Source organism: Pseudomonas sp. MF6776 (assembly GCF_016613125.1).
GTDB classification, from domain to species: domain Bacteria; phylum Pseudomonadota; class Gammaproteobacteria; order Pseudomonadales; family Pseudomonadaceae; genus Aquipseudomonas; species Aquipseudomonas iridis.
Genome location: NZ_JAENSQ010000007.1, coordinates 82,108 through 105,127 on the forward strand (window position 1 = coordinate 82,108; position 23,020 = coordinate 105,127).

Sequence of the window (23,020 nt, forward strand, 5' to 3'; positions counted from 1 at the left end):
TGCAATGAGTACAGCCATTTGCCCTTGCGGCAGCGGCAATCTGCTGGATGCCTGCTGCGGTCATTATCACGAAGGCCTCCCGGCCCCGTGCGCCGAAGCCTTGATGCGCTCGCGCTACAGCGCCTATGTGCTGGGGCTGATCGATTATCTGGTGGCGACCACCCTGCCCGCCCAGCAAGCAGGGCTGGATCGGCAATCGATCGGCGCCTGGAGCGCGCAAAGCACCTGGCTGGGCCTTGAGGTCGAAAGCTGGGAAGTGTTCGGCGGCCAGCCGGAACACGCCTTTGTCACCTTCACCGCGCGCTGGCACGACAGCCAGGGCGAACACAGCCACCGCGAACGTTCTTCATTTGTGCAGAACGCCGGGCGTTGGTATTTCATCGATCCGACGGTGCAGTTGAAACTGGGGCGCAACGACAGTTGCCCGTGCGCCAGCGGGCAGAAGTTCAAGAAGTGCTGTGCGGGTTATTTCGGCGCTTGAGATGAAAAAACCGGCCAATCTTTTAGGGCTAGACTGAGCAACAAAAGGAGCTACTCCATGTTTGCTCAACAACGCGCATTGCAATCCCTCGCCTTTTTCCTGTTTCTGGGGCTCGGCGGCTGCGCCTCATGGTTCGCCGACGACACCCGCGACCCCGCCGTACACTTGGTTAATGTCGAAGTGGTGCGCGCCAAACTCCTCGAGCAGAAGTTCATCCTGCACTTTCGCATCGACAATCCCAACGACAGCGATCTGACCGTGCGCGGCCTGGAATACCGTATTCATCTGGCTGACATGTTGCTGGCTGAAGGCGAGCATGAACACTGGTTTACCGTCGGCCCCAAACACAGCGCGTACTTCAAAGTGCCGATCCGTACCAACCTGTGGCCGAAGGTAAAAGACGTGGTGAAAATGCTGAAAAACTCGAAGCAGCAGATTCCTTATCGATTGCAGGGGGAAATGGAAACCGGTTTATTCATCGCTCACTACGTGCACCTTGAGCGCAATGGCGTGATAATCCCCGCCGATTTAATTCCGGAGCAACACCGATGACCCAACAACCTCATGTCCATGGCCCTGATTGCAACCACGATCATGATCATGACCATCATCACGATCACGACCACGGCCATGTTCACGGCCCGAACTGCGGCCACGCCCACCAGGAACCGGTGCGCAACGCCCTGAAAGACGTCGGCCGCAACGACCCTTGCCCTTGCGGCAACGGCAAGAAATTCAAGAAGTGCCACGGGGCGTGATGTTCCGGGCGAACTATTCCTTCGCCTGATCAACCGCCTTCGCGAGCAAGCTCGCTCCCACAGTTGACCGGTGCCAGGCAAGACACCTGTGTGCACCGCAAATCCTGTGGGAGCTGGCTTGCCAGCGATGAGGCCGGCACTCCCGGCCGAAATGTCGCCTGATACACTGCTATCGCTGGCAAACCAGCTCCAGCAGTGACGGAGTTCCTTGAGTTGCAATGCAATCTACTGTGGGAGCGAGCCTGCTCGCGAAGAGGCCGGCACATTCAGTAAGGTTCAGCCTGCCGTCAGAATCTGCTCAACCCTGACCACCGTCGCATACTCCCCCTCCAGATTCCCCAGCGACATCCCATGCACCTCTTCAGCTGAACGCGGCGTGCCGAAAAAATCAGCCTTGTCGAACGTGAAGCATGCATCCTCCGCCACCCACGCATCAAACCCCAGGTTGCCCGCCGTGCGCGCCGTGGACTCCACCGAGTTGTGGGTGGCCACGCCAACGATGATCAACTGCCCAATCCCCGCCTCACGCAGGCGCACTTGCAGCCCAGTGGCGCAAAAAGCGTCCGGCACTTGTTTCTGAATCAGCCATTCGCCGTCCCGGGGCATAAATCTCTGCTGAAACTCCACCCCTTCCTGCTCGGGCCAGAACACTGAATCCGGCGAGCGCGACAGGTGCTGCACATGAATCACCGGCCGCCCACTGCGCCGCCAAAAACTCAGCAAATCGAGGATTCGTTCTTCAGCCAGTGGATTATTGCGCCGCCCCAAACGCGGATGCAGGATGCCTTTTTGCTGGTCGATGATGATCAGTGCAGCGTTGGCCTGAAGCTCCATGGCGGTTTTCTCGCGAGGGTCATTTGATTTGTCGCAGTTCAGCATCTCTCCCTTCAACCAGGCAAGCCATGAAACGATCATCGATCAGTGGCAAGAAATAACCACTCGCCCCGCTTGCGCGGCATCCTCCTGCTCACTAACGTAGCGCCTTTATTGCGCCCCCAGCCTCTACACCCCCGCAGGAGCTTTGCCATGGCCTCGCCAGCCCTCACACATTTTCTTCCCCGGTTCGGCGTTGCCGCAGCAGTAGCCGGTGTTTTGAGCCTGACCGGTTGTCAGACCTGGAACGCTCAGGACACCCTCCCGCCCACCTCCGGCGTGCAACCGCTCAAGGGTCTGGCGCAGAACGTTTCAGTGCGCCGCAATGCCATGGGCATGCCGTTGATCGAAAGCAACAGCTTCCACGACGCCCTGTTCGCCCTTGGCTATGTCCACGCCAGCGACCGCATCAATCAGATGGTCACCCTGCGCCTGCTGGCTCAGGGCCGTCTCGCGGAAATGTCCGGCGCGTCGATGCTCGACGCCGACCGCTACATGCGCGCGGTCAATCTGAAGAAGAGCGCCGGTGAGCTGTACAAAGCCTCCTCCCCCCGGCTCAAGCGCTTCTTCGAAGTCTATGCGCGGGGCGTCAACGCCTACCTGTTCCGCTACGCCGACAAGCTGCCGGGCGACCTCGCCTCCAGTGGCTACAAGCCTGAATACTGGAAACCAGAAGATTCGGCGCTGATTTTCGTCCTGCTGAACTTCAGCCAGTCGGCCAACCTGCCGGAAGAAATCGCTTCGCTGGTACTGGCACAGACCGTCACCACCGACAAGCTTGCATGGCTGACCCCGTCGGCGCCTGACGAAAACCTGCCGCTGGGCGAAGCCGACAAGCTGCAAGGCCTCAAGCTCAACGGGCAGATCCCCGGCCTGAGCGAATTGAGCAGCGCCAGCCAACAGCTGTCGACATTGAACCTGCTGGGCGCCACGTCTTCGAACAACTGGGCCATCGCCCCGCAACGCAGCCGCAGCGGCAAAAGTCTTTTGGCCAGCGACAGTCACGGCCCATTGGCCGCGCCGTCGCTGTGGAGTTTCGTGCAGATCCGCGCGCCGAAATATCAGGCTGCCGGCGTGACCGTTGCCGGTCTGCCGATGGTGCTCGGTGGTTTCAACGGCAAAGTGGCATGGAGCATGAGCAGCGTGCTCGGCGACAATCAGGATCTGTTTCTGGAAAAAATCCGTCGCCAGGGCAGCAGCCTGACCTACGAGGTCAATGGCAAATGGCAGCCACTGGGCGTGCGCAACGAAACCTACTTCGTCAAAGGCCAGCGGCCGATTCGCGAAGCGGTGTACGAAACCCGTCACGGCGCACTGCTCAACAGTGCCAAGGCTGCGGCGCAAGGCAGCGGCTACGGCCTGGCCTTGCAGACGCCAAGCTTCACCGACGACAAATCGCTGGACGCATTTTTTGATCTGAGCCGTGCACAGAACGTTGAACGCGCGTCGGACGCCAGCCGGGAAATCCGCGCTATCGCGTTGAATCTGGTGTTCGCCGACGCCAGCAACATCGGTTGGCAAGTCACCGGGCGCTTCCCCAATCGCCGTGAAGGCGAAGGCCTGCTGCCATCGCCGGGCTGGGAAGGTCGTTATGACTGGGACGGTTACGCCGACCCGATGCTGCACCCCTACGATCAGGACCCGGCGCAAGGCTGGCTCGGCACCGCCAACCAGCGAGTCATCCCGCATGGTTATGGCATGCAGTTATCCAACTCCTGGGCTGCGCCGGAACGCGGCGAGCGTCTGGCAGAACTGGCCGGCAGCGGCAAGCACGACAGCCGCAGCGTGATCGCCATGCAATACGACCAGACCACAACATTCGCCGCCAAACTGAAGAAAGTCTTCGAAGCGCCAGGCATGAAGCAGCCGCTGAAACAGGCGATTGATGCCCTGCCGGAAGCCGATCGCAGCAAGGCGCGTGAGGCGTTCACGCGGTTGATGGCGTTCGACGGCAAGCTCAGCCCGACTTCGGCTGATGCGGCGATTTATGAACTGTTCCTGCAAGAAAGCATGAAACAGATCTTCCTCGACGAACTCGGTCCGGAATCCAGCCCGGCGTGGAAAGCGTTTATCGCTAACGGCGAATTGTCCTACGCGGCGCAGGCCGATCATTTGCTGGAGCGCGAAGACAGTCCGTTCTGGGATGACCTTCGCACGCCGCAAAAAGAAGACAAGGCCGTGATTCTCGCCCGCAGCTTGGCGGCGGCGATCAACGCTGGCGACAGTCAGTTGGGCGGTGATCACAAGACCTGGCAGTGGGGAAAATTGCACAGCTATGCGTGGAAGAACGCCAATGGCCAGACCGTTCGCGGGCCGCTGGCGGCAGGCGGCGATCACACGACGCTGAATACTTCGGCGTTTGCCTGGGGCCAGGACTTCACTACTACCCGCGCGCCATCGATGCGCTTTATCGTCGACTTCGGTCAGACCGAACCCTTGATGGGGCAGAACGGCACAGGGCAGTCGGGGAATCCGCTTAGCCCGAATTACCTTAATGGCATCGATCAGTGGCTCAAGGGGCAGTACATCGGATTGCCGATGCAGCCACAGAACTTTGATCGGGTTTATGGGAAGGCGCGTCTGACCCTGACACCGGGCAAGTAAGAGAAAGAACAAAAGATCGCAGCCTTCGGCAGCTCCTACACAGACAAATGCAGGAGCTGCCGAAGGCTGCGATCTTTTGATTTTCACCCCTGAAAATCCAATAGAACTTCCACCCTCGCGCCAACCTCATAGCTAACAAGCCCCCCATTCTGGCAATGACATGGATCTTGTTATCGCGCGCCCGGAAGGTTTGTACTGCCCCGCCGGGGATTTCTATATCGACCCCTGGCGCCCCGTCGAGCGTTCGGTGATCACCCATGCCCACGGCGATCACGCCCGCACCGGCAACCAGCATTATCTGGCAAGCAGCGCCAGCGAAGGGATTCTGCGCTCGCGCCTGGGACAGGACATCAACCTGCAAACCCTCGCGTACGGCCAACGCCTGACCCACCACGGTGTCACCTTGAGTTTCCACCCGGCCGGTCACGTGCTCGGCTCGGCGCAAGTTCGCCTGGAATATGGCGGTGAAGTCTGGGTCGCCTCCGGCGATTACAAGATCGAGCCGGACGGCACCTGCGCGCCGTTCGAACCGGTGCGCTGTCATACCTTCATCACTGAATCGACCTTCGGCCTGCCGATCTATCGCTGGCAGCCGCAGGCGCAGGTGTTCAGCGAAATAAACGAATGGTGGAAAGGCAATATCGCCGCCGGCAAGGCCAGCGTGTTGTTCTGCTATTCCTTCGGCAAAGCCCAGCGAATCCTCCACGGCATCGACGAAAGCCTCGGACCGATCCTCAGCCACGGCGCCGTCGAACCGTTGAACCGGGTTTACCGCGACGCCGGCGTATACCTGCCGCCGACGATCTACGCCGGTGATCTGAAAAAAAACGATCCGATCATGCGCCAGGCCTTGGTCATCGCACCGCCTTCAGCCGGCGGCAGCACTTGGATGAGGCGCTTCGGTGACTTCAGCGACGCGTTCGCCAGTGGCTGGATGCGCCTGCGCGGCACGCGTCGGCGGCGTGGAGTCGATCGCGGTTTCGTGCTGTCCGACCACGCTGACTGGCCCGGTCTGCTATGGGCGATTGACCAGACCGGCGCCGAACGGGTGATGGTCACTCACGGTTCAATTGGTGTGCTGGTGCGCCATCTGCGCGAGCAAGGTCTCGATGCCCAAGGCTTCAACACCGAATACGGCGATGACGAAGAAGATAGCGCCGCAGCCACTCCGACCATCGCAGAGATACCAGCATGAAAGCCTTCGCCGAGTTGTACGCCGAACTCGACGCCACCACGTCCAGCAACGCCAAACTGGCCGCCATGCAGGCCTACTTCGCCAAGGCCGAACCGCAAGATGCAGCGTGGGCGGTGTACTTTTTGTCCGGTGGCCGGCCACGGCAACTGGTGCCGGTGCGGATCCTGCGCGAACTGGCGGTCGCGGTCTCCGGGCTGACGCCATGGCTGTTCGAGGAGAGCTATCAATCGGTCGGCGATCTTGCGGAAACCATTTCGCTGGTACTGCCGGAAAACCCGCACAGCTCCGACGCAGGCCTCGCCGAATGGATCGAGGACAAGTTGCTACCGCTACGCGGTGAAACCCCGGAGTCTCTGTCACTGCAATTGCCTGCACTGTGGGCGCAACTGGATCGTCCGAGCCTGATGCTGTGCATCAAACTGATCACCGGCAGTTTCCGCGTTGGCGTATCGAAACTGCTGGTGACCCGCGCACTGGCGTCGATGGCCGGCCTCGACAGCAAACGTGTCGCCCAGCGTCTGGTGGGTTACACCGACCTGTCGAATCGGCCCGATGCAGCCAGCTATCTCAAGCTGATCGCCGCAGAATCTGCCGACGAGCATGCTCAGCGCGGCGGTCAGCCGTACCCGTTTTTCCTCGCGCATGCCTTGTCGCAACCGGTTGAAGAATTCGAAGCGCTGATCGGCCCTGCAAGCAATTGGCAGGTGGAATGGAAGTGGGATGGCATCCGCGCGCAAGTGGTCAAGCGTGACGGCCAGTTGTGGGTGTGGTCGCGCGGCGAAGAACTGGTGACCGAGCGCTTCCCCGAACTGGATGTGCTGGTCCACGGTTTGCCCGATGGCACGGTCATCGACGGTGAAATTGTGGTGTGGAAAAGCACCCGTCCGCACACCGAAGATGCCTTTGATCCGCAATCGACCGAGCCGCCTGCGGTGCAACCGTTCGCCCTGCTGCAACAGCGAATCGGGCGCAAAACCCTCGACAAGAAAATCCTCGAAGACATACCGGTGGTGGTGCTCGCCTACGACTTGCTGGAATGGCAAGGCGAAGACTGGCGCAATCAGCCGCAAGCCCGGCGCCGCGCGCAACTGGAGGATGTCATCGCCCGCTGCAACAGCCCGGTGCTGCTGCCCTCGCCAGTATTGACCGGCACGGACTGGTTCGACCTCGCCCGTCAGCGCGAAGCCTCGCGGCGCCTGGGCGTCGAAGGCATGATGCTCAAGGCACGCGATTCTCTATATGGCGTGGGCCGCACCAAAGACATGGGCGTGTGGTGGAAATGGAAGGTCGACCCCTTCAGTGTCGACGCGGTATTGATTTATGCACAACGCGGTCATGGCCGCCGCGCCAGCCTGTACAGCGATTACACCTTCGCCGTGTGGGACGGCCCGCCCGAGTCCAGTCAGCGCGCACTGGTGCCGTTCGCCAAGGCCTATTCAGGGCTGACGGATGCCGAAATGCGGCAGGTCGACAGCATCGTGCGCAAAACCACCGTGGAAAAATTCGGCCCGGTCAGCAGTGTGAAACCAAGTCTGGTGTTTGAACTGGGATTTGAAGGCATCGCCCTCTCGCGCCGGCACAAGAGCGGAATCGCCGTGCGTTTCCCAAGGATGCTGCGCTGGCGGCAGGACAAGACTGTGGACGAGGCCGATAGCCTGGCGACGTTGCAGGATCTGTTGGCCTGACCCTCACCCGCGATCGCTCCCACGCACCGCAGCGCACACAAAAAGTGCATCAAATTTGCGATGCCCGTTTCCGTGCATCAATTTTCTGCTTATCTATTAATCCCACCTTTTAAAACACTTGTTCGGGACTATGGTTCGGAAATTGCTACTTTCTATAGGTCGTACGCGTTCCAGTAACAATAATTCTGCGCCACAAGCGCTCATATTGGTTCTTAGGGATTGAATAATGAAAAAAGCATTGCTGACCCTTTCTGCACTGGCGTTGTGCATGGCCGCTGGCTCCGCGCTGGCCAAGGAATACAAAGAGCTGCGCTTTGGCGTTGACCCTTCGTACGCACCGTTTGAGTCGAAAGCGGCCGACGGCAGCCTGGTAGGCTTCGACATCGATCTGGGCAACGCGATCTGCGCCGAACTGAAGGTCAAGTGCAAGTGGGTCGAAAGTGACTTCGACGGCATGATTCCGGGCCTCAAGGCCAACAAATTCGACGGTGTGATCTCGTCGATGACAGTGACCCCGGCTCGCGAGAAAGTCATCGATTTCTCCAGCGAACTGTTCTCCGGCCCGACCGCTTACGTGTTCAAGAAGGGTTCCGGCCTGAGCGAAGACGTCGCGTCCCTCAAGGGCAAAACCGTTGGCTACGAGCAAGGCACCATTCAGGAAGCCTACGCCAAAGCCGTGCTGGACAAGGCTGGCGTGAAGACTCAGGCCTATCAGAATCAGGATCAGGTTTACTCCGACCTGACTTCTGGCCGTCTCGATGCCGCCATTCAGGACATGCTGCAAGCCGAACTGGGCTTCCTGAAGTCGCCAAAAGGTGAAGGCTACGAAGTCAGCAAGCCCGTCGACAGCGAATTGCTGCCGGCCAAAACTGCTGTCGGTATTAAGAAAGGTAACACTGAGCTGAAAGCGCTTTTGGATAAAGGTATCAAAGCGTTACACGACGACGGCAAATACGCCGAGATTCAAAAGAAACACTTTGGCGATCTGAATCTGTACAGCGGCAAATAATGCCCCGGCGCCCATCCTCGATGGGCGCCTTTTCCATCCGCTCAGGTTGCTGATTTATGTTCGAAAACCTCTTACAAAATCTGGGGCTCTCCGCGTTCAGCCTTCAGGGTTTCGGCCCGTTGCTGTTGCAAGGCACCTGGATGACCATCAAATTATCGGCGATGTCGCTGCTGGTGGCCGTGTTGCTCGGCCTGCTCGGCGCCAGTGCCAAGCTGTCAAAAGTCAAACTGGTGCGTCTGCCCGCCCAGCTCTACACCACGCTGATCCGCGGGGTGCCGGATCTGGTGCTGATGCTGCTGATCTTCTACAGCCTGCAAACCTGGCTGACGTCGCTGACCGATTACATGGAATGGGAATACATCGAGATCGACCCGTTCAGCGCCGGTGTGCTGACCCTGGGCTTCATTTATGGCGCGTATTTCACCGAAACCTTTCGTGGCGCGATCCTCGCCGTACCACGCGGGCAGGTTGAAGCCGCCACTGCGTATGGCCTCAAACGCGGCCAGCGCTTTCGCTTCGTGGTGTTCCCGCAAATGATGCGCTTCGCCCTGCCGGGCATCGGCAACAACTGGATGGTGATGCTCAAGGCCACGGCGCTGGTGTCGATCATCGGTCTGGCCGATCTGGTCAAAGCCGCGCAGGACGCCGGTAAAAGCACTTATCAACTGTTCTACTTCCTGGTCCTCGCCGCGTTGATCTATCTGCTGATCACCAGTGCCTCGAACTTCATCCTGCGCCGGCTTGAACGCCGTTATGCCGCCGGTTCCCGGGAGGCCGTACGATGATCGAACTCCTGCAGGAATACTGGAAAGCGTTCCTTTATACCGACGGCCAGAACATCACCGGGCTGGCGATGACGATGTGGCTGCTCAGTGCTTCGATCTTCATCGGCTTCATTGTGTCGATTCCGCTGTCGATCGCTCGGGTTTCCCCGCACTTCTATATCCGCTGGCCGGTGCAGTTCTACACCTACCTGTTCCGTGGCACGCCGCTCTACATTCAACTGCTGATTTGTTACACCGGCATCTACAGCCTCGCCGCGGTGCGCGAGCAGCCGATCCTCGACAGCTTCTTTCGCGATGCGATGAACTGCACGATCCTCGCGTTTGCCCTGAACACCTGCGCCTACACCACGGAGATTTTTGCCGGGTCGATCCGCAGCATGAACCACGGCGAAGTCGAAGCGGCCAAGGCCTACGGTCTGACCGGGTGGAAGCTGTATGCCTACGTGATCATGCCCTCGGCCCTACGGCGTTCGTTGCCTTACTACAGCAACGAAGTGATCCTGATGCTGCACTCGACCACCGTGGCCTTCACCGCGACCATCCCCGACATCCTGAAAGTCGCCCGGGACGCCAACTCGGCGACCTTTCTGACTTTTCAATCGTTCGGCATCGCCGCGCTGATTTACCTGACCATTACTTTTGCGCTGGTCGGCCTGTTTCGCCTCGCCGAACGCCGATGGCTGGCCTTCCTCGGGCCGACTCACTAAGCCGCGCTTTCAGGAATAAAGAGAAAGAACATGCGACACCAGATACATGACCTGCTCGCCCCGCTGCCGGGGACCGCACGACAGATTCACAGTTTTCACTTTGGCCCGGAACAGGCCAGAGGCAAGGTCTACATCCAGTCCTCGCTGCATGCCGATGAATTGCCCGGCATGCTCGTGGCCAGGCATCTCAAACAGCGCCTTGCAGAGCTGGAGGCGGCCGGCCGTCTGCGCAGCGAGATCGTGCTGGTACCGGTGGCCAACCCGATCGGCCTCGAACAAGTGCTGATGGACGTGCCACTGGGCCGCTACGAACTGGAGAGCGGGCAAAATTTCAATCGCTGGTTCGTCGACCTCAGCGAAGAAATCGGCAATGCCATCGAGGGCAAGCTGGGCGATGACCCGCAACGCAACCTCGAACTGATCCGCACCAGCCTGCGCCACGCCCTCGCCCGCCAGACCGCCAGCACGCAACTGCAATCACAGCGCCTGACCCTGCAACGGCTGGCCTGCGATGCCGACATGGTGTTGGACTTGCACTGCGATTTCGAATCCGTGGTTCACCTCTACACCACGCCCGAAGCGTGGCCGCAGGTCGAGCCGCTGGCGCGTTACATGGGCTCGCAGGCCAGTCTGCTGGCCACTGACTCGGGAGGACAGTCGTTCGATGAGTGTTTCACCCTGCTTTGGTGGCAACTGCGGGAGCGTTTCGGCGAACAGTTCGAGATTCCGCTGGGCAGTTTTTCAGTGACCGTCGAGTTGCGCGGTCAGGGCGATGTCAATCACCCCATGGCCAGCCGCGACTGTCAGGCACTGATCGATTATCTGATCCAGTCCGATGCCATCGTCGGTGAGACAAAACCGCAGCCGCCATTGCCGTACCCCGCCACGCCACTGGCCGGGGTGGAACCAGTGACCACGCCGGTCGGCGGCCTGCTGGTATACACCGCCACGGCGGGGCAATACCTGGAGGCGGGCCAACAGATCGCCGAAATCATCGACCCGATCAACGATCGCATCACCCCCGTTCATTGCACCACTGCCGGCCTGATGTACGCCCGTTCGCTGCGGCGCATGGCCACGGCCGGCATGGTGATCGCCCACGTCGCGGGCGCCGAAGCCTATCGCAGCGGCTACCTACTTTCGCCTTGAGGATGTCTGTCCCATGTACAAACTGACCGTTGAAGGCCTGCACAAAAGCTATGGCGACCATCAGGTGCTCAAAGGCGTGTCGCTCAAGGCCAAGACCGGCGACGTGATCAGCCTGATCGGCGCCAGCGGCTCGGGCAAAAGCACGTTTTTACGCTGCATCAACTTTCTCGAACAACCCAACGCCGGCGCCATGAGCCTTGATGGCCAGGCCATCCGCATGGTCACCGACCATCACGGCATGCACGTCGCTGACGCAAGTGAGCTGCAACGCCTGCGCACGCGACTGGCGATGGTGTTTCAGCACTTCAACCTGTGGAGCCACATGACCGTGCTGGAAAACATCACCATGGCCCCGCGCCGGGTGCTGGGTTGCAGCAAACAGGAAGCCGAAGATCGCGCGCGGCGCTATCTGGACAAGGTCGGCTTGCCGGCACGTGTGGCTGATCAGTACCCGGCGTTTCTCTCCGGGGGCCAGCAGCAACGCGTGGCAATCGCCCGGGCATTGGCGATGGAGCCGGAAGTCATGCTGTTCGACGAACCGACCTCGGCGCTGGACCCGGAGCTGGTAGGTGAAGTGCTGAAGGTGATCCAGGGCCTGGCGGAAGAAGGCCGGACGATGATCATGGTGACGCACGAGATGAGTTTTGCCCGCAAGGTGTCCAGCCAAGTGTTGTTTCTGCATCAGGGCTTGGTGGAAGAGGAAGGTGCCCCCGAAGACGTGTTGGGCAATCCAAAAAGCGAACGCCTGAAGCAATTCCTCAGTGGCAACCTGAAATAAGCAACACACGTAAACCCTGTGGGAGCGAGCCTGCTCGCGAAAGCGCTCTGTCAGTCACATTAATTGTGAATGTTCAGCCCCCTTCGCGAGCAGGCTCGCTCCCACAGGGAAATCCATCACCCACAAAATTAAACTTGTCCTGCCAAGCCGCGGTCATTGGAAGAACCCCTCCAGAGCGCGCGCAGCCGGCATGGCGAAATCTCCCGACCTTGCAAAAACCTGGTTCAGCGCCCGTACCTGGAAACCCTTCGTCTTTCAGAAACAGGTCTGGGCCGCCGTAAAAAACGGCCAGTCCGGACTGCTCCACGCCAGCACCGGCGCCGGTAAAACCTATGCGGTGTGGTTTGCCGCGCTCAACCGTTTCGCTCGATCCGCGCCGGTTGTTGAAACGGTGCGCAAACGCAAACCCGTTGCCGAACCACTGACCGTGCTGTGGATCACGCCGATGCGCGCCCTCGCCGCCGACACCGCCCGCGCGTTGCAAACGCCGGTGACCGATCTGCAGATCCCGTGGAGCATCGGCCTGCGCACCGGCGACACCAGCAGCAGCGAACGTGCGCGCCAGAGCCGACGTCTGCCGACCACGCTGATTACCACCCCGGAAAGCCTGACGCTGCTACTCGCCCGCGCCGACGCACACAGCGCACTGTCGACCCTGCGCATGATCGTCGTGGACGAATGGCACGAATTGCTCGGCAACAAACGCGGCGTGCAACTGCAACTGGCCCTCGCCCGCCTGCGTTATTGGCAGCCAGACCTGATCGTCTGGGGCGTCTCCGCCACGCTCGGTAATCAATCCCACGCCGAGCAGGTGCTAATCCCACAGGGCGGTGGCGTCAGCATTCAGGGCCAGAGTGAAAAAACCCTCAAGGTCGACACCCTCCTCCCAACGACTATCGAACGTTTTCCCTGGGCCGGACACATCGGTCTGAAGATGCTGCCGCAAGTAGTCGCCGAACTCGACGCCTGCGCCAGCAGCCTGGTGTTTACCAACACCCGGGCGCAGTCGGAAATCTGGTATCAAGCGCTGCTTGAAGCGCGGCCGGACTGGGCTGGGTTGATCGCTTTGCACCACAGCTCATTGTCCCGTGACACCCGCGACTGGGTAGAGCAGGCATTGAAGGACGGCCATTTGAAGGCAGTGGTCTGCACGTCCAGCCTGGATCTGGGCGTGGATTTTTTGCCGGTGGAGCGCGTGCTGCAAATCGGTTCGGCCAAGGGTGTCGCCCGCCTGATGCAGCGCGCCGGGCGTTCCGGCCATGCACCGGGACGCACCTCACGAGTGACGCTGGTGCCCACCCACAGCCTCGAGCTGATCGAAGCTGTCGCTGCCCGCGATGCCGTGGCGCAACGGCGTATCGAACCGCGACGCTCACCACTAAAACCGCTGGATGTGCTGGTGCAACATTTGGTCAGCATGGCGCTGGGGGGCGGATTTATCCCCGAGGAGCTGTACGAAGAAGTCCGCGGCGCCTGGGCTTATCGTGATCTGACACAGGCGGATTGGGCCTGGGCGCTGGCATTCGTACGCCATGGCGGGATGTCTCTGACGGCGTATCCGGATTACCGACGAGTCGAACCGGATGAGCACGGTGTCTGGCGCGTGCCAGATGCGCGGCTGGCGCGGCGGCACCGCATGAGCATCGGCACCATCGTCAGTGACGCGAGCATTCAGCTGAAATTCTGGAGCAAGGGTGGCGGCGGCAAGCAACTGGGCAGCGTCGAAGAAGGTTTTATTGCGCGGCTCAAGCCCGGTGATGGCTTTCTGTTTGCCGGACGTCTGCTGGAGCTGGTACGCGTGGAGAACATGACCGCCTACGTCAAACGCAGCACCACGAAAAAAGCCGCCGTACCGCGCTGGAATGGCGGGCGCATGCCGCTTTCCAATGAATTGGCCGAGGCGGTAGTGACACGCTTCACCGCCGCCGCACAGGGTGATTTTGTCGGGCCGGAAATGCAGGCCCTGCGCCCTTTGCTGGAAACCCAGGCGCGCTGGTCTGGCCTGCCCACGACGCACAACTTACTGGTCGAGGTGCTGAAATCCCGCGAAGGCTGGCACCTTTTCCTCTATCCGTTTGCCGGTCGCCAAGTGCACCTGGGGCTCGCCAGCCTGCTCGCGTGGCGTGCCAGTCAGCGTCAGCCGGTGACGTTCTCGATCGCGGTCAACGATTACGGTCTGGAGTTGCTCAGCGCCACACCGGTTGATTGGTCGCAGCAACTTGATGCCGAACTGTTCAGCCCCGAACATCTGCTGCGTGATGTGCTGGCCAGCCTCAACGCCGGGGAACTGGCCCTGCGGCGTTTTCGCGAAATCGCCCGAATTGCCGGGCTGGTGTTCGCCGGTTACCCCGGCGCGCCAAAAAGTACCCGCCAAGTGCAAGCCTCCAGCGGTTTGTTTTTCGAGGTTTTCAAACAATATGACGCCGACAACCTGCTGCTGGCGCAGGCCGGGGAAGAAGTCCTGCGAGAGGAACTGGATATTCACAGGCTTGAACAGACGCTGGAGCACATCAATCGCATGAAACTCGACGTACACCTAATCAAACGTCCTACACCCTTAGGCTTTCCGCTGCTGGTGGAACGCATGCGCGAGAGCATGAGCTCGGAAAAACTCGCTGACCGGATCAGGCGGATGGTGGGTGATCTGGAGCAATCAGCCGACAAGGGCAAGGGCTGATGAATGCGCCCTACCCCGTTCGTCTGGCCGGTGAGGAACTCTGGTTGTTACCGGAAAAGGCCCTGTATTGGCCGGCGCAGCAAGCGCTGTTGATCGCCGACGTGCATTTCGGCAAGGCTGCCGCCTATCGCAGCCTCGGTCAGCCGGTTCCGCAAGGCACGACGTCAAGCAACATCGCCGTGATTGATCGACTGTTGGCGAAACTGCCCTGTCGGCAACTGATCTTTCTTGGCGATTTTCTCCACGGCCCGGGCTCCCATGCGCCAGGCACGTTAAGCGCACTGTCCGAATGGCGGTCGCGCCACGCTGATCTGCCGATGACGCTGATTCGCGGCAATCACGACAAACGCGCGGGTGACCCGCCCGCATCGTTGAACATTCGCGTCGTGCCGGAGCCGCTGTTGCTCGGCCCGTTCGCCTTGCAACACGAACCCGATCCCCACGCTGAAAGACATGTGCTGGCCGGGCATGTGCACCCGGTCTATCGGCTGCACGGCAAAGGCCGGCAGAGCCTGCGTCTGGCCTGTTTCAAACTCGGCGAGCGCATCAGCCTGATGCCGGCGTTCGGTGCGTTCACCGGTGGTTATCAGGTCGACCGTGACGAGACCTGCAGGATTTTTGTTATCGGTGACAACGAAATTTGGCCAGTCAGTTGAAGTCTTTACGGACCTCTACTGACCGACCATTCATTTAGCGCGTTTTTAGTGCAAATCAGGCGACAGGTGCCGGTGGCGGCTCATCCGGAAGGGTCGGTTCGCCCGGCTCGGTCGGTTGTTCGTTGGGGGTATCGGGATCAGGCTGACCAGGAATCCCGCCGGCCATGCTGATGGGCGGATGTGCCAACAAGGACCAGGCTAAGACGCCAATCTGATTGGGCTCAAGCCTTGCCAGTTCGGCACTGATATGCGGATCGATCTTCATGGGGCACTCCTCGGCGAAGGCCCGTTTTGCCAGACACAAAAACGGGCAGTACACCCCATAGAGTGTCTGCCCGCCAAAGAATTCCCGACATCCGCCGGATGGACGAATCAGGTACGCGGCAGAGTTACGCCACGCTGGCCCTGATACTTGCCGCCGCGATCCTTGTAGGAAACTTCACATTCCTCGTCGGATTCAAGAAAGAGCATCTGTGCCACGCCTTCGTTGGCGTAGATTTTTGCCGGCAGATTGGTGGTGTTGGAGAATTCCAGCGTCACGTGGCCTTCCCACTCCGGCTCGAGCGGGGTGACGTTGACGATAATGCCGCAACGCGCGTAGGTGCTTTTACCCAGGCAGATGGTCAGCACGTTACGTGGAATACGGAAGTATTCGACGGTGCTGGCCAGGGCGAAGGAGTTCGGCGGAATGATGCAAACGTCACTATGGATGTCGACGAAGCTGCCGGCGTCGAAGTTTTTCGGATCGACGATGGCCGAGTTGATGTTGGTGAACACCTTGAAGTGGCTGGTGCAACGCACATCGTAGCCGTAGCTCGACACGCCATAGGAAATCACGCGGTTGTCGTCACTGCCACGCACCTGGCGCTCGACGAACGGTTCGATCATGCCGTGTTCCTGCGCCATGCGGCGAATCCACTTGTCCGATTTGATGCTCATGGCGGGTGTCCTGAATAGCGAGGTGGAAAAATTCTGTCCGGCATCTTACCGGTCGCGCCGCCGCGTTCAAAGTGCGCGGTGCAATTCTCGCCGAACACCCTGGATTTGCGGACTCTGGCGACGAACTGTCACACCGCCGATCCCGAAATTAAAGAAACCTTCGCAAGAAGCATTGGCACATTCCGGAAAAAGGGTTAAGGTGGCGCCACTGTGCTGCTTGTGTCACTGAGAATCTCTACACGATATGTTGAATTTCGATCCAACCATCTACAAGAATTTTTCCTGCTCTTTGCACTCAGTCTCGGCCAGGGTTCTTCCTGTGTCGCAGTTATCTTTGTTCAAGGAGTTACACCATGTCTAATCGCCAAACCGGTACCGTTAAGTGGTTCAACGATGAAAAAGGCTTCGGCTTCATCACCCCACAATCCGGTGACGACCTGTTCGTTCACTTCAAAGCTATCCAATCCGACGGCTTCAAAAGCCTGAAAGAAGGCCAACAGGTTTCTTTCATCGCTACCCGCGGTCAGAAAGGCATGCAAGCTGAGGAAGTACAAGTTATCTAACTTGTAGCTTCTTTAGAAAAGAGCCCCGCCCTTAAAAGCGGGGCTTTTTTGTGGGCGTCTGTTTTTCAGGCGCAAAAAAAGATCGCAGCCTTCGGCAACCCCTCCTGAATCCAGGGGCTGCCGAAGGCTGCGATCTTTTGCTTTACGTTACCAAGCCACGCCAAACCCAGCGGTATAACGGGTCTTGTTCAAATCTGCATCATTGGTACCGCTGATGATGTCACGCTCGGCCTTCAGGTTCAGCGAGGCCCACTCGGTGACCTTGTAGCGCAAGCCCATCTCGGCATCCAGCGCGTAATTGGCCACGTTGGACAACGGCTTGCCAACTTCGCCGTTGGTGAAGAACTCGACCTTCTTGCCGATCAGGTAGCGGTTGTAGTCCCACTTCATGGCAACGGAGTAGAAGTTGTCCTTACTGCCATCCTTGTATTCGTAATCGGTGCGGTTGAGCAGCGAGCCCAGCGAGAATGCCCCCAACTCATCATCCCAGAACTGGTAGCCAGGACCGGTACCGACGACACGTTGACGCGCCAGCTCTTCGATGTGATCGCGCTTATAGTTCAGACGCCCCTGCCAGAACCACTGATCGGTCAGGAAGCGGTCAAGGGAGTACTCGGCGCGCCAGTTGTCAGTGGTGGTCACATCGTCCTGTACTTCACGGTTGTATTCGCCTTCGGCAATGTGCCGCCAGCGACCGTGCCGCGCCGTAGTCTTGAAGCCGATGTCGTAATCGTCGGTGTCCTTCTCCGCACGCTGATAGTCCAGCGCCAGATCGACATTGCCCTTCCACACCAGATCCTCGACCACCGGTTTGGGCTTGAGAATCTGCTGAATGCTCGCCAGCTCCACGGTTTTTGGCGCTTCGCCATTGGCCAGGGTGACCTTGCCGTCGTCAGCCGCGGTCAGCGATTTGGACATTTCACCCGTGTACGCATCCTGCTTGACCAGCAGGTGCTGATCACTGTCCAGGGTTTTGACTTCTTTCCAGTCAATCGTGACGGCCCCGGCATATTTGGTCTGGATCAACAGCTTGCCGCCGTCGAACACAGTGATAGTGCCGGTCAGCTTGTCACCGTTCTTCATCCAGACGGTGTCGGCAAGCAGGGGCGTGGACGCGCTACAAACAGCAAGGCACAGCAAGGTTCTGGAAAACATAAGCGAATCGAGGGCTCAAGTTTGCGTAAAGGGATCGGCATTATCCGGAGGAATAAAACCCTGACAAGGAGTGACCGGACTATTTCCATTGAGTTCATTTCTCAACTGGCCGATCAGGGTTTACGCTTCAGGCATTAATTCGACCCCGTTCAGGAACCGCGTACGTGACAGACCCGATCCATGAAGGCGAAAGCGAGGCGCAAATCCGACGCACGGCGCTCTACTCGACCCTTGCACAAGTGCCCGCTGGCAAAGTCGTCAGCTACGGTCAATTGGCTGATCTCGCCGGGTTGGGGCGCGCCGCCCGCTGGGTCGGCCGCACGCTCAGCCAATTGCCCAGCGACACCAAACTGCCCTGGCACCGCGTTCTCGGTGCCGGCGGTCGGATCAGCCTGCCGGCAGGCAGCCCCTCGGGCGATGAACAACGCGCGCGTTTACGCATGGAAGGCATCACCGTCCTGAACAATCGTGTGGATATTCAACGCCATGGCTGGCGTCCGGTAGAGCACTGCGGTTAGAGTGCGCGCTTTGTTCCCGCAATCTTGAGGCAGACTTCAGCCCATGCCCCGTAAAACCTGGCGCGCCGCGCTCGCCGCCTATGCCAGTCCTTCGACGCTCGTGCTGTTGTTGCTGGGTTTCGCCGCCGGCCTGCCGTACATGCTGGTGTTCTCAACGCTGTCGGTCTGGCTGCGTGAAGCCGGCGTGGCCCGTGAAACCATCGGCTACGCCAGCCTGATCGGTCTCGCCTACGCATTCAAATGGGTCTGGTCACCGCTGCTCGACCAATGGCGCCTGCCGTTGCTGGGCAAGCTTGGCCGTCGCCGTTCGTGGCTGGTGCTTTCGCAGTCACTGGTAATCCTGGGCCTGATCGGCATGGGCTTCTGCGATCCGCAGAAGCATCTGTCCTGGCTGATCGCCATTGCGGTGATCGTTGCCTTCGCTTCCGCGACCCAAGACATTGCGGTCGATGCCTATCGCCTGGAAATCGCCGACGACAGCCGACAAGCCGCACTCGCTGCCAGTTACATGTCCGGCTATCGCATAGCCGCGCTGCTGGCGACTGCCGGCGCACTGTTTTTCGCTGAAGGTTTTGGCTCAACCGGCTTCAACTATCAGCACTCGGCCTGGGCCGGCACCTACTTGCTGTTTGGCGCGCTAATGATCCCTGCCCTGCTGACAACGCTGTTCATGCGCGAACCGCCTGTACCGTTGCGCACGCAGTTGCAGGCCGGGCGCTACACCTTCATGCATCAACTGATGTCCGTGTTCGTGCTGATCGTCCTGCTGGTGTCTGTGCCGGCGATGTTCACGCAGCTCTACAACACCGACTTCGCCAGCGTGCTGTTCGAAGGCGCCAGCCTGCTTGATCTGCTGCTGGAAGACCGTGCCTTCCTGCGCGCCATCCTCTATACGCTGCTCACCGCATTGTGCCTGTCGGCCATGGGGCGTCGCGGGCTGGCACCGGTGCTGACGCCGGTCAACGACTTCATCCTGCGCTACCGCTGGCAAGCGCTGCTGCTGCTCGGATTGATTGCCACCTATCGGATGTCGGACACGGTGATGGGCGTGATGGCCAACGTGTTCTATATCGACCAGGGTTTCACCAAGGATCAGATTGCCAGTGTCAGCAAGATATTCGGCCTGATCATGACCCTCGTCGGCGCTGGCATGGGCGGACTGCTGATTGTGCGTTTCGGCATTTTGCCGATCCTGCTCATCGGCGGCGCAGCGTCGGCGGGCACCAACCTGCTGTTCCTGATGCTCGCCGACATGGGCCCGAACCTGCAGATGCTGATGGTGACCATTTCCCTGGACAACTTCAGTTCCGGTTTGGCGACGTCTGCATTTGTCGCTTACCTGTCGAGCCTGACCAACCTGAAGTTCTCCGCGACGCAATACGCGCTGCTCAGTTCGATCATGCTCCTGCTGCCGCGCCTGATCGGCGGCTACTCCGGGGTCATGGTCGAGAAGTTCGGTTACCACAACTTCTTCCTGATCACCGCACTGCTCGGTGTGCCGACACTGGTGCTGATCGCGCTGCACTGGTTCCAGGAAAGCCGCCGCGAAGGCCCGACGCCAACGCCCGAGCCTGTACCGACGCCACTCGTGGACGAATCGTAAGACGTTTCGCCAACGGCGGGAGGAATCCCGCCGTTGGAACTCACTGCCGGCCGCACTTCTGTACGTCAGCAAAACTCGCCGGTACACTGCTCCGTCATTTCCAGTCTTAGCAACCGACAACGGCCAACCATGCGCACCAGTCAATTTTTGCTCGCCACACAGAAAGAAACGCCTTCCGATGCGGTCGTCATCAGCCACCAGCTGATGCTGCGTGCCGGCATGATCCGCAAACTCGCCTCGGGCCTGTACACCTGGCTGCCGATGGGCTTGCGGGTAATGCGCAAGGTTGAAGCCATCGTTCGCGAAGAAATGAACGCCGCCGGCTCTCTGGAAGTGTTGATGCCGAGCACCCAACCGGCCGAACTGTGGCAGGAATCGGGACGCTGGGAAGAATACGGCCCTGAGTTGCTGCGCTTCAAAGACCGCCACGGTCGTGACTTCTGCGCGGGCCCGACCCACGAAGAAGTGATCACCGATCTGATGCGCAACGAGTTGAGCAGCTATAAGCAGCTGCCAATCAACCTGTACCAGATCCAGACCAAATTCCGTGATGAAATCCGCCCACGCTTCGGCTTGATGCGCGGCCGCGAATTCATCATGAAGGATGCGTACTCCTTCCACGCCGATCAGCCGTCGCTGCAGGTCACTTATGACCGCATGCACCAGGCGTATTGCAACATCTTCACTCGTCTGGGCCTGAAATTCCGTCCGGTTGAAGCCGACAACGGCTCGATCGGCGGCGCCGGTTCCCACGAGTTCCACGTACTGGCCGAATCCGGCGAAGACGATATCGCTTTCAGTAACGGCTCCGACTACGCGGCGAACATCGAGAAGGCTGAGGCAGTGCCGCGCGAAACTTCGCGCCCTGCTGCGAGCGAAGAGCTGCGTCTGGTCGATACGCCAGACACCAAGACCATTGCCGCACTGGTGGAAAAATTCAATCTGCCGATTGAAAAGACCATCAAGACCCTGATCGTGCGCGCCGAAGAAGAAGGCAAGCTGATCGCGCTGGTCATTCGTGGCGACCACGAACTCAACGAGATCAAGGCAGCCCAGCAACCTGGCGTTGCCAGCCCGCTGGTCATGGCCACCGACGCCGACCTGCGTGACGCGATTGGCGCCGGCGCCGGTTCGCTCGGCCCGCTGAACCTGCCACTGCCGATCATCATCGACCGCTCGGTCGAACTGATGAGCGACTTCGCTATCGGTGCCAATATCGACGACAAGCACTACTTCGGCGTCAACTGGGAGCGCGATCTGCCGGTTCCAACCGTGGCCGACCTGCGTAACGTGGTTGCTGGCGACCCAAGCCCGGACGGCAAGGGCACTCTGGAAATCGCACGCGGCATCGAAGTGGGGCACATCTTCCAGCTGGGCAACAAGTACAGCAAAGCGATGAAGTGCGAAGTGCTGGGCGAGAACGGCAAGCCTGTCACCCTGGAAATGGGTTGCTACGGTATCGGCGTGTCCCGTGTAGTGGCAGCCGCCATCGAGCAGAACAACGACGAAAACGGCATCATCTGGAGCGACACTCTTGCGCCGTTCCAGGTCGCCCTCGTACCGCTGCGCTATGAAACCGAGCAGGTGCGCGAAGCCACCGACAAGCTGTACGCAGAACTGACTGCGGCCGGTTTCGAAGTGCTGCTGGATGATCGCGACAAGAAAACCAGCCCGGGCATCAAGTTCGCAGACATGGAACTGATCGGCATTCCACACCGGATCGTGGTCAGTGACCGCGGCCTCGCCGAAGGTAACCTGGAATACAAGAGCCGTACCGAAGGCGAGGCGCAAGCGCTGCCGGTGGCTGACGTATTGTCCTTCCTTCAGGCCCGTATCCGCCGCTGAAACCAGATAGAGACGTCATGTTCAAGCGAAACACCTTGGGCCTCGGAGGCACCGCCCTGTGCGGTGCCCTGCTGGTCAGCGGCTGTGCCAATCACATGTCACAACGCAGCGAGCACGAAGAGCGGGTCGAGCGAAAACTGCTCGATCACCGCCTGCAGATTGATGTCGGTGAGCCCAAGGTGCTTGAGCTGCCGCAGCGACGCGTAAAGATCAACGAGCAGAAGACTTTCGAAGTCACCGAGTTCGAAGTCACCCGCCGTTACGATCGTTACACGCCTTACCAACCCTGGCGCGAGGTCTACGAGATTCCGTTGGGTGCGGTGGCGGTGGTCGGCGGCGTCGGCGCGAACGTGGTCAACGTCTTCGCGCTCGGCAATCTGCCGGACAGCGTGACCCGGGACTGGCTCAGCTACGGTTTTGCCGGGCTCAACCCGTTCATGAACGTGCAATCCAACGGTCGTGCGCAACAGAACCTCGCCGGCATCGATGAAATCCAGCGCGACAAGCGCACGGAGTATTCGAGCCTGCCGTGGAGCGAGCGGCCAGTGCAGGTCAAGGCTGGCAAGCAGACCTTCGAGATGACCACCGACCGTAACGGCGTTTTGCGTCTGAACCTGCTCGACAGTCCGTTTGCCGAGAACGACCTCAACCATGTCGGCAAATTGCAGATCAGCGTCGAGGATGCCAAGGATGACGTGCACTCTGACTCATCCCTGATGATCAGCAGCCACCTGCGCGGCAAATTGCTGGAGGCGCACGGGCTGATCTACGACGATCTGGAAGATGACGAAGTCAGCGAGTGGGTCCACCGGGTCAAACGTCTCTCGGAACTGGGGCTGGAAGAAGAAGCCAGCGAACTGGAACAGAGCTTGATCGAGTTGACGCGTAACGATCCTGAGTTGCAGGCTGAGTTTCTCAAGTCGCTGACCAAGGATGCCGGGCGATTGGTCGCGGACCCAGGACCGAATTAAGCGCTATTAAAAGATCGCAGCCTTCGGCAGCTCCTACAGGAAAATGCATTCCAACGTAGGAGCTGCCGA

Annotated in this window: 22 protein-coding genes; 18 read left to right on the forward strand and 4 right to left on the reverse strand. The window is 59.7% G+C overall.

Annotated elements, in window-relative coordinates; genetic code table 11:
* Positions 1–4: 4 nt before the first annotated feature.
* The 3 genes from JJD74_RS10465 to JJD74_RS10475 are packed head-to-tail and all read left to right on the forward strand — an operon-like array spanning position 5 to position 1,239.
* Complete coding sequence (locus JJD74_RS10465) at positions 5–481, forward strand: YchJ family protein (protein ID WP_200613483.1); 477 nt, start codon at positions 5–7, stop codon at positions 479–481.
* A 57-nt stretch (positions 482–538) separates the two neighbouring features.
* Positions 539–1,033: an LEA type 2 family protein gene (locus JJD74_RS10470; protein WP_042557961.1), complete on the forward strand. Its 495-nt coding sequence runs from the start codon at positions 539–541 to the stop codon at positions 1,031–1,033.
* Positions 1,030–1,239, forward strand: a complete 210-nt coding sequence (locus JJD74_RS10475; protein WP_008083915.1) for an SEC-C metal-binding domain-containing protein — start codon at positions 1,030–1,032, stop codon at positions 1,237–1,239. Before JJD74_RS10470 ends, JJD74_RS10475 begins: the two co-directional genes overlap by 4 nt.
* Positions 1,240–1,515: 276 nt before the next feature.
* On the opposite strand, the gene JJD74_RS10480 is transcribed toward JJD74_RS10475, so the two are convergent.
* A complete protein-coding gene (locus tag JJD74_RS10480; protein WP_200613486.1) occupies positions 1,516–2,073 on the reverse strand; it encodes a cysteine hydrolase family protein in 558 nt (185 codons plus the stop codon).
* A 192-nt stretch (positions 2,074–2,265) separates the two neighbouring features.
* Here JJD74_RS10480 and JJD74_RS10485 point away from each other — a divergent pair, with 192 nt between their 5' ends.
* The 10 genes from JJD74_RS10485 to pdeM all read left to right on the forward strand — a co-directional run bounded on the left by JJD74_RS10485 (position 2,266) and on the right by pdeM (position 15,357).
* A complete protein-coding gene (locus JJD74_RS10485; RefSeq protein WP_200613489.1) occupies positions 2,266–4,716 on the forward strand; it encodes a penicillin acylase family protein in 2,451 nt (816 codons plus the stop codon).
* A gap of 160 nt (positions 4,717–4,876) precedes the next feature.
* On the forward strand, positions 4,877–5,911 hold the full coding sequence (locus tag JJD74_RS10490) for a ligase-associated DNA damage response exonuclease (protein ID WP_115146433.1): 1,035 nt from the start codon (positions 4,877–4,879) through the stop codon (positions 5,909–5,911).
* Positions 5,908–7,596, forward strand: coding sequence for an ATP-dependent DNA ligase (locus tag JJD74_RS10495; RefSeq protein WP_200613492.1), 1,689 nt, complete (start codon positions 5,908–5,910; stop codon positions 7,594–7,596). The genes JJD74_RS10490 and JJD74_RS10495 overlap by 4 nt, the downstream gene beginning before the upstream one ends.
* Before the next feature lie 226 nt (positions 7,597–7,822).
* Positions 7,823–8,605, forward strand: a complete 783-nt coding sequence (locus JJD74_RS10500; RefSeq protein ID WP_042557957.1) for a transporter substrate-binding domain-containing protein — start codon at positions 7,823–7,825, stop codon at positions 8,603–8,605.
* A 56-nt stretch (positions 8,606–8,661) separates the two neighbouring features.
* Positions 8,662–9,390 (forward strand): ABC transporter permease, encoded by a 729-nt coding sequence (locus JJD74_RS10505; protein ID WP_042557956.1) that lies wholly within the window; start codon positions 8,662–8,664, stop codon positions 9,388–9,390.
* A complete protein-coding gene (locus tag JJD74_RS10510) occupies positions 9,387–10,097 on the forward strand; it encodes an ABC transporter permease (RefSeq protein WP_047300003.1) in 711 nt (236 codons plus the stop codon). Before JJD74_RS10505 ends, JJD74_RS10510 begins: the two co-directional genes overlap by 4 nt.
* Before the next feature lie 30 nt (positions 10,098–10,127).
* On the forward strand, positions 10,128–11,246 hold the full coding sequence (locus tag JJD74_RS10515; RefSeq protein ID WP_200613495.1) for a succinylglutamate desuccinylase/aspartoacylase family protein: 1,119 nt from the start codon (positions 10,128–10,130) through the stop codon (positions 11,244–11,246).
* A 13-nt stretch (positions 11,247–11,259) separates the two neighbouring features.
* Complete coding sequence (locus JJD74_RS10520) at positions 11,260–12,024, forward strand: ABC transporter ATP-binding protein (RefSeq protein ID WP_200613512.1); 765 nt, start codon at positions 11,260–11,262, stop codon at positions 12,022–12,024.
* Between the two features lie 190 nt (positions 12,025–12,214).
* Positions 12,215–14,701, forward strand: a complete 2,487-nt coding sequence (locus tag JJD74_RS10525; protein ID WP_200613530.1) for a ligase-associated DNA damage response DEXH box helicase — start codon at positions 12,215–12,217, stop codon at positions 14,699–14,701.
* Positions 14,701–15,357, forward strand: a complete 657-nt coding sequence (pdeM, locus tag JJD74_RS10530) for a ligase-associated DNA damage response endonuclease PdeM (RefSeq protein WP_042557950.1) — start codon at positions 14,701–14,703, stop codon at positions 15,355–15,357. The genes JJD74_RS10525 and pdeM overlap by 1 nt, the downstream gene beginning before the upstream one ends.
* Positions 15,358–15,412: 55 nt before the next feature.
* Here pdeM and JJD74_RS10535 read toward each other — a convergent pair whose 3' ends face one another.
* Positions 15,413–15,622 carry a hypothetical protein gene (locus tag JJD74_RS10535; RefSeq protein WP_042557949.1) on the reverse strand — a complete coding sequence of 70 codons (210 nt, stop codon included), beginning with the start codon at positions 15,620–15,622 and terminating at the stop codon, positions 15,413–15,415.
* A 107-nt stretch (positions 15,623–15,729) separates the two neighbouring features.
* A complete protein-coding gene (gene dcd, locus JJD74_RS10540; RefSeq protein ID WP_010462661.1) occupies positions 15,730–16,296 on the reverse strand; it encodes a dCTP deaminase in 567 nt (188 codons plus the stop codon).
* Positions 16,297–16,649: 353 nt separating this feature from the next.
* On the opposite strand from dcd, the gene JJD74_RS10545 reads away from it, so the two are divergent.
* A complete protein-coding gene (locus tag JJD74_RS10545) occupies positions 16,650–16,859 on the forward strand; it encodes a cold-shock protein (protein ID WP_002554837.1) in 210 nt (69 codons plus the stop codon).
* A 147-nt stretch (positions 16,860–17,006) separates the two neighbouring features.
* Here JJD74_RS10545 and JJD74_RS10550 read toward each other — a convergent pair whose 3' ends face one another.
* A complete protein-coding gene (locus JJD74_RS10550) occupies positions 17,007–18,014 on the reverse strand; it encodes a DUF481 domain-containing protein (RefSeq protein ID WP_042557948.1) in 1,008 nt (335 codons plus the stop codon).
* Between the two features lie 164 nt (positions 18,015–18,178).
* On the opposite strand from JJD74_RS10550, the gene JJD74_RS10555 reads away from it, so the two are divergent.
* From JJD74_RS10555 to JJD74_RS10570, 4 genes are all read left to right on the forward strand, one after another.
* Positions 18,179–18,532 carry an MGMT family protein gene (locus tag JJD74_RS10555; RefSeq protein WP_115146429.1) on the forward strand — a complete coding sequence of 118 codons (354 nt, stop codon included), beginning with the start codon at positions 18,179–18,181 and terminating at the stop codon, positions 18,530–18,532.
* 43 nt (positions 18,533–18,575) lie between these two features.
* Positions 18,576–20,135 (forward strand): AmpG family muropeptide MFS transporter, encoded by a 1,560-nt coding sequence (locus JJD74_RS10560; protein ID WP_047299999.1) that lies wholly within the window; start codon positions 18,576–18,578, stop codon positions 20,133–20,135.
* 129 nt (positions 20,136–20,264) lie between these two features.
* Positions 20,265–21,980, forward strand: coding sequence for a proline--tRNA ligase (locus JJD74_RS10565; protein ID WP_200613534.1), 1,716 nt, complete (start codon positions 20,265–20,267; stop codon positions 21,978–21,980).
* A gap of 17 nt (positions 21,981–21,997) precedes the next feature.
* Entirely contained in the window at positions 21,998–22,951 is a 954-nt protein-coding gene (locus tag JJD74_RS10570; protein WP_042557944.1) for a hypothetical protein, read from the forward strand.
* The last annotated feature ends 69 nt before the right edge of the window (positions 22,952–23,020 follow it).

What these genes read in the sequence shown, in the direction of transcription:
- JJD74_RS10515 (WP_200613495.1), top strand. Translation starts at nt 10,128, where the DNA reads ATGCGACACCAGATACATGACCTGCTCGCCCCGCTGCCGGGGACCGCA.
- JJD74_RS10475 (WP_008083915.1), top strand. Translation starts at nt 1,030, where the DNA reads ATGACCCAACAACCTCATGTCCATGGCCCTGATTGCAACCACGATCAT.
- JJD74_RS10545 (WP_002554837.1), top strand. Translation starts at nt 16,650, where the DNA reads ATGTCTAATCGCCAAACCGGTACCGTTAAGTGGTTCAACGATGAAAAA.
- JJD74_RS10570 (WP_042557944.1), top strand. Translation starts at nt 21,998, where the DNA reads ATGTTCAAGCGAAACACCTTGGGCCTCGGAGGCACCGCCCTGTGCGGT.
- JJD74_RS10520 (WP_200613512.1), top strand. Translation starts at nt 11,260, where the DNA reads ATGTACAAACTGACCGTTGAAGGCCTGCACAAAAGCTATGGCGACCAT.
- JJD74_RS10525 (WP_200613530.1), top strand. Translation starts at nt 12,215, where the DNA reads ATGGCGAAATCTCCCGACCTTGCAAAAACCTGGTTCAGCGCCCGTACC.
- JJD74_RS10550 (WP_042557948.1), bottom strand. Translation starts at nt 18,014, where the DNA reads ATGTTTTCCAGAACCTTGCTGTGCCTTGCTGTTTGTAGCGCGTCCACG.
- JJD74_RS10495 (WP_200613492.1), top strand. Translation starts at nt 5,908, where the DNA reads ATGAAAGCCTTCGCCGAGTTGTACGCCGAACTCGACGCCACCACGTCC.
- JJD74_RS10485 (WP_200613489.1), top strand. Translation starts at nt 2,266, where the DNA reads ATGGCCTCGCCAGCCCTCACACATTTTCTTCCCCGGTTCGGCGTTGCC.
- JJD74_RS10505 (WP_042557956.1), top strand. Translation starts at nt 8,662, where the DNA reads ATGTTCGAAAACCTCTTACAAAATCTGGGGCTCTCCGCGTTCAGCCTT.
- JJD74_RS10500 (WP_042557957.1), top strand. Translation starts at nt 7,823, where the DNA reads ATGAAAAAAGCATTGCTGACCCTTTCTGCACTGGCGTTGTGCATGGCC.
- pdeM (WP_042557950.1), top strand. Translation starts at nt 14,701, where the DNA reads ATGAATGCGCCCTACCCCGTTCGTCTGGCCGGTGAGGAACTCTGGTTG.
- JJD74_RS10470 (WP_042557961.1), top strand. Translation starts at nt 539, where the DNA reads ATGTTTGCTCAACAACGCGCATTGCAATCCCTCGCCTTTTTCCTGTTT.
- JJD74_RS10480 (WP_200613486.1), bottom strand. Translation starts at nt 2,073, where the DNA reads ATGGAGCTTCAGGCCAACGCTGCACTGATCATCATCGACCAGCAAAAA.
- JJD74_RS10565 (WP_200613534.1), top strand. Translation starts at nt 20,265, where the DNA reads ATGCGCACCAGTCAATTTTTGCTCGCCACACAGAAAGAAACGCCTTCC.
- JJD74_RS10490 (WP_115146433.1), top strand. Translation starts at nt 4,877, where the DNA reads ATGGATCTTGTTATCGCGCGCCCGGAAGGTTTGTACTGCCCCGCCGGG.
- JJD74_RS10465 (WP_200613483.1), top strand. Translation starts at nt 5, where the DNA reads ATGAGTACAGCCATTTGCCCTTGCGGCAGCGGCAATCTGCTGGATGCC.
- JJD74_RS10535 (WP_042557949.1), bottom strand. Translation starts at nt 15,622, where the DNA reads ATGAAGATCGATCCGCATATCAGTGCCGAACTGGCAAGGCTTGAGCCC.
- JJD74_RS10560 (WP_047299999.1), top strand. Translation starts at nt 18,576, where the DNA reads ATGCCCCGTAAAACCTGGCGCGCCGCGCTCGCCGCCTATGCCAGTCCT.
- dcd (WP_010462661.1), bottom strand. Translation starts at nt 16,296, where the DNA reads ATGAGCATCAAATCGGACAAGTGGATTCGCCGCATGGCGCAGGAACAC.
- JJD74_RS10510 (WP_047300003.1), top strand. Translation starts at nt 9,387, where the DNA reads ATGATCGAACTCCTGCAGGAATACTGGAAAGCGTTCCTTTATACCGAC.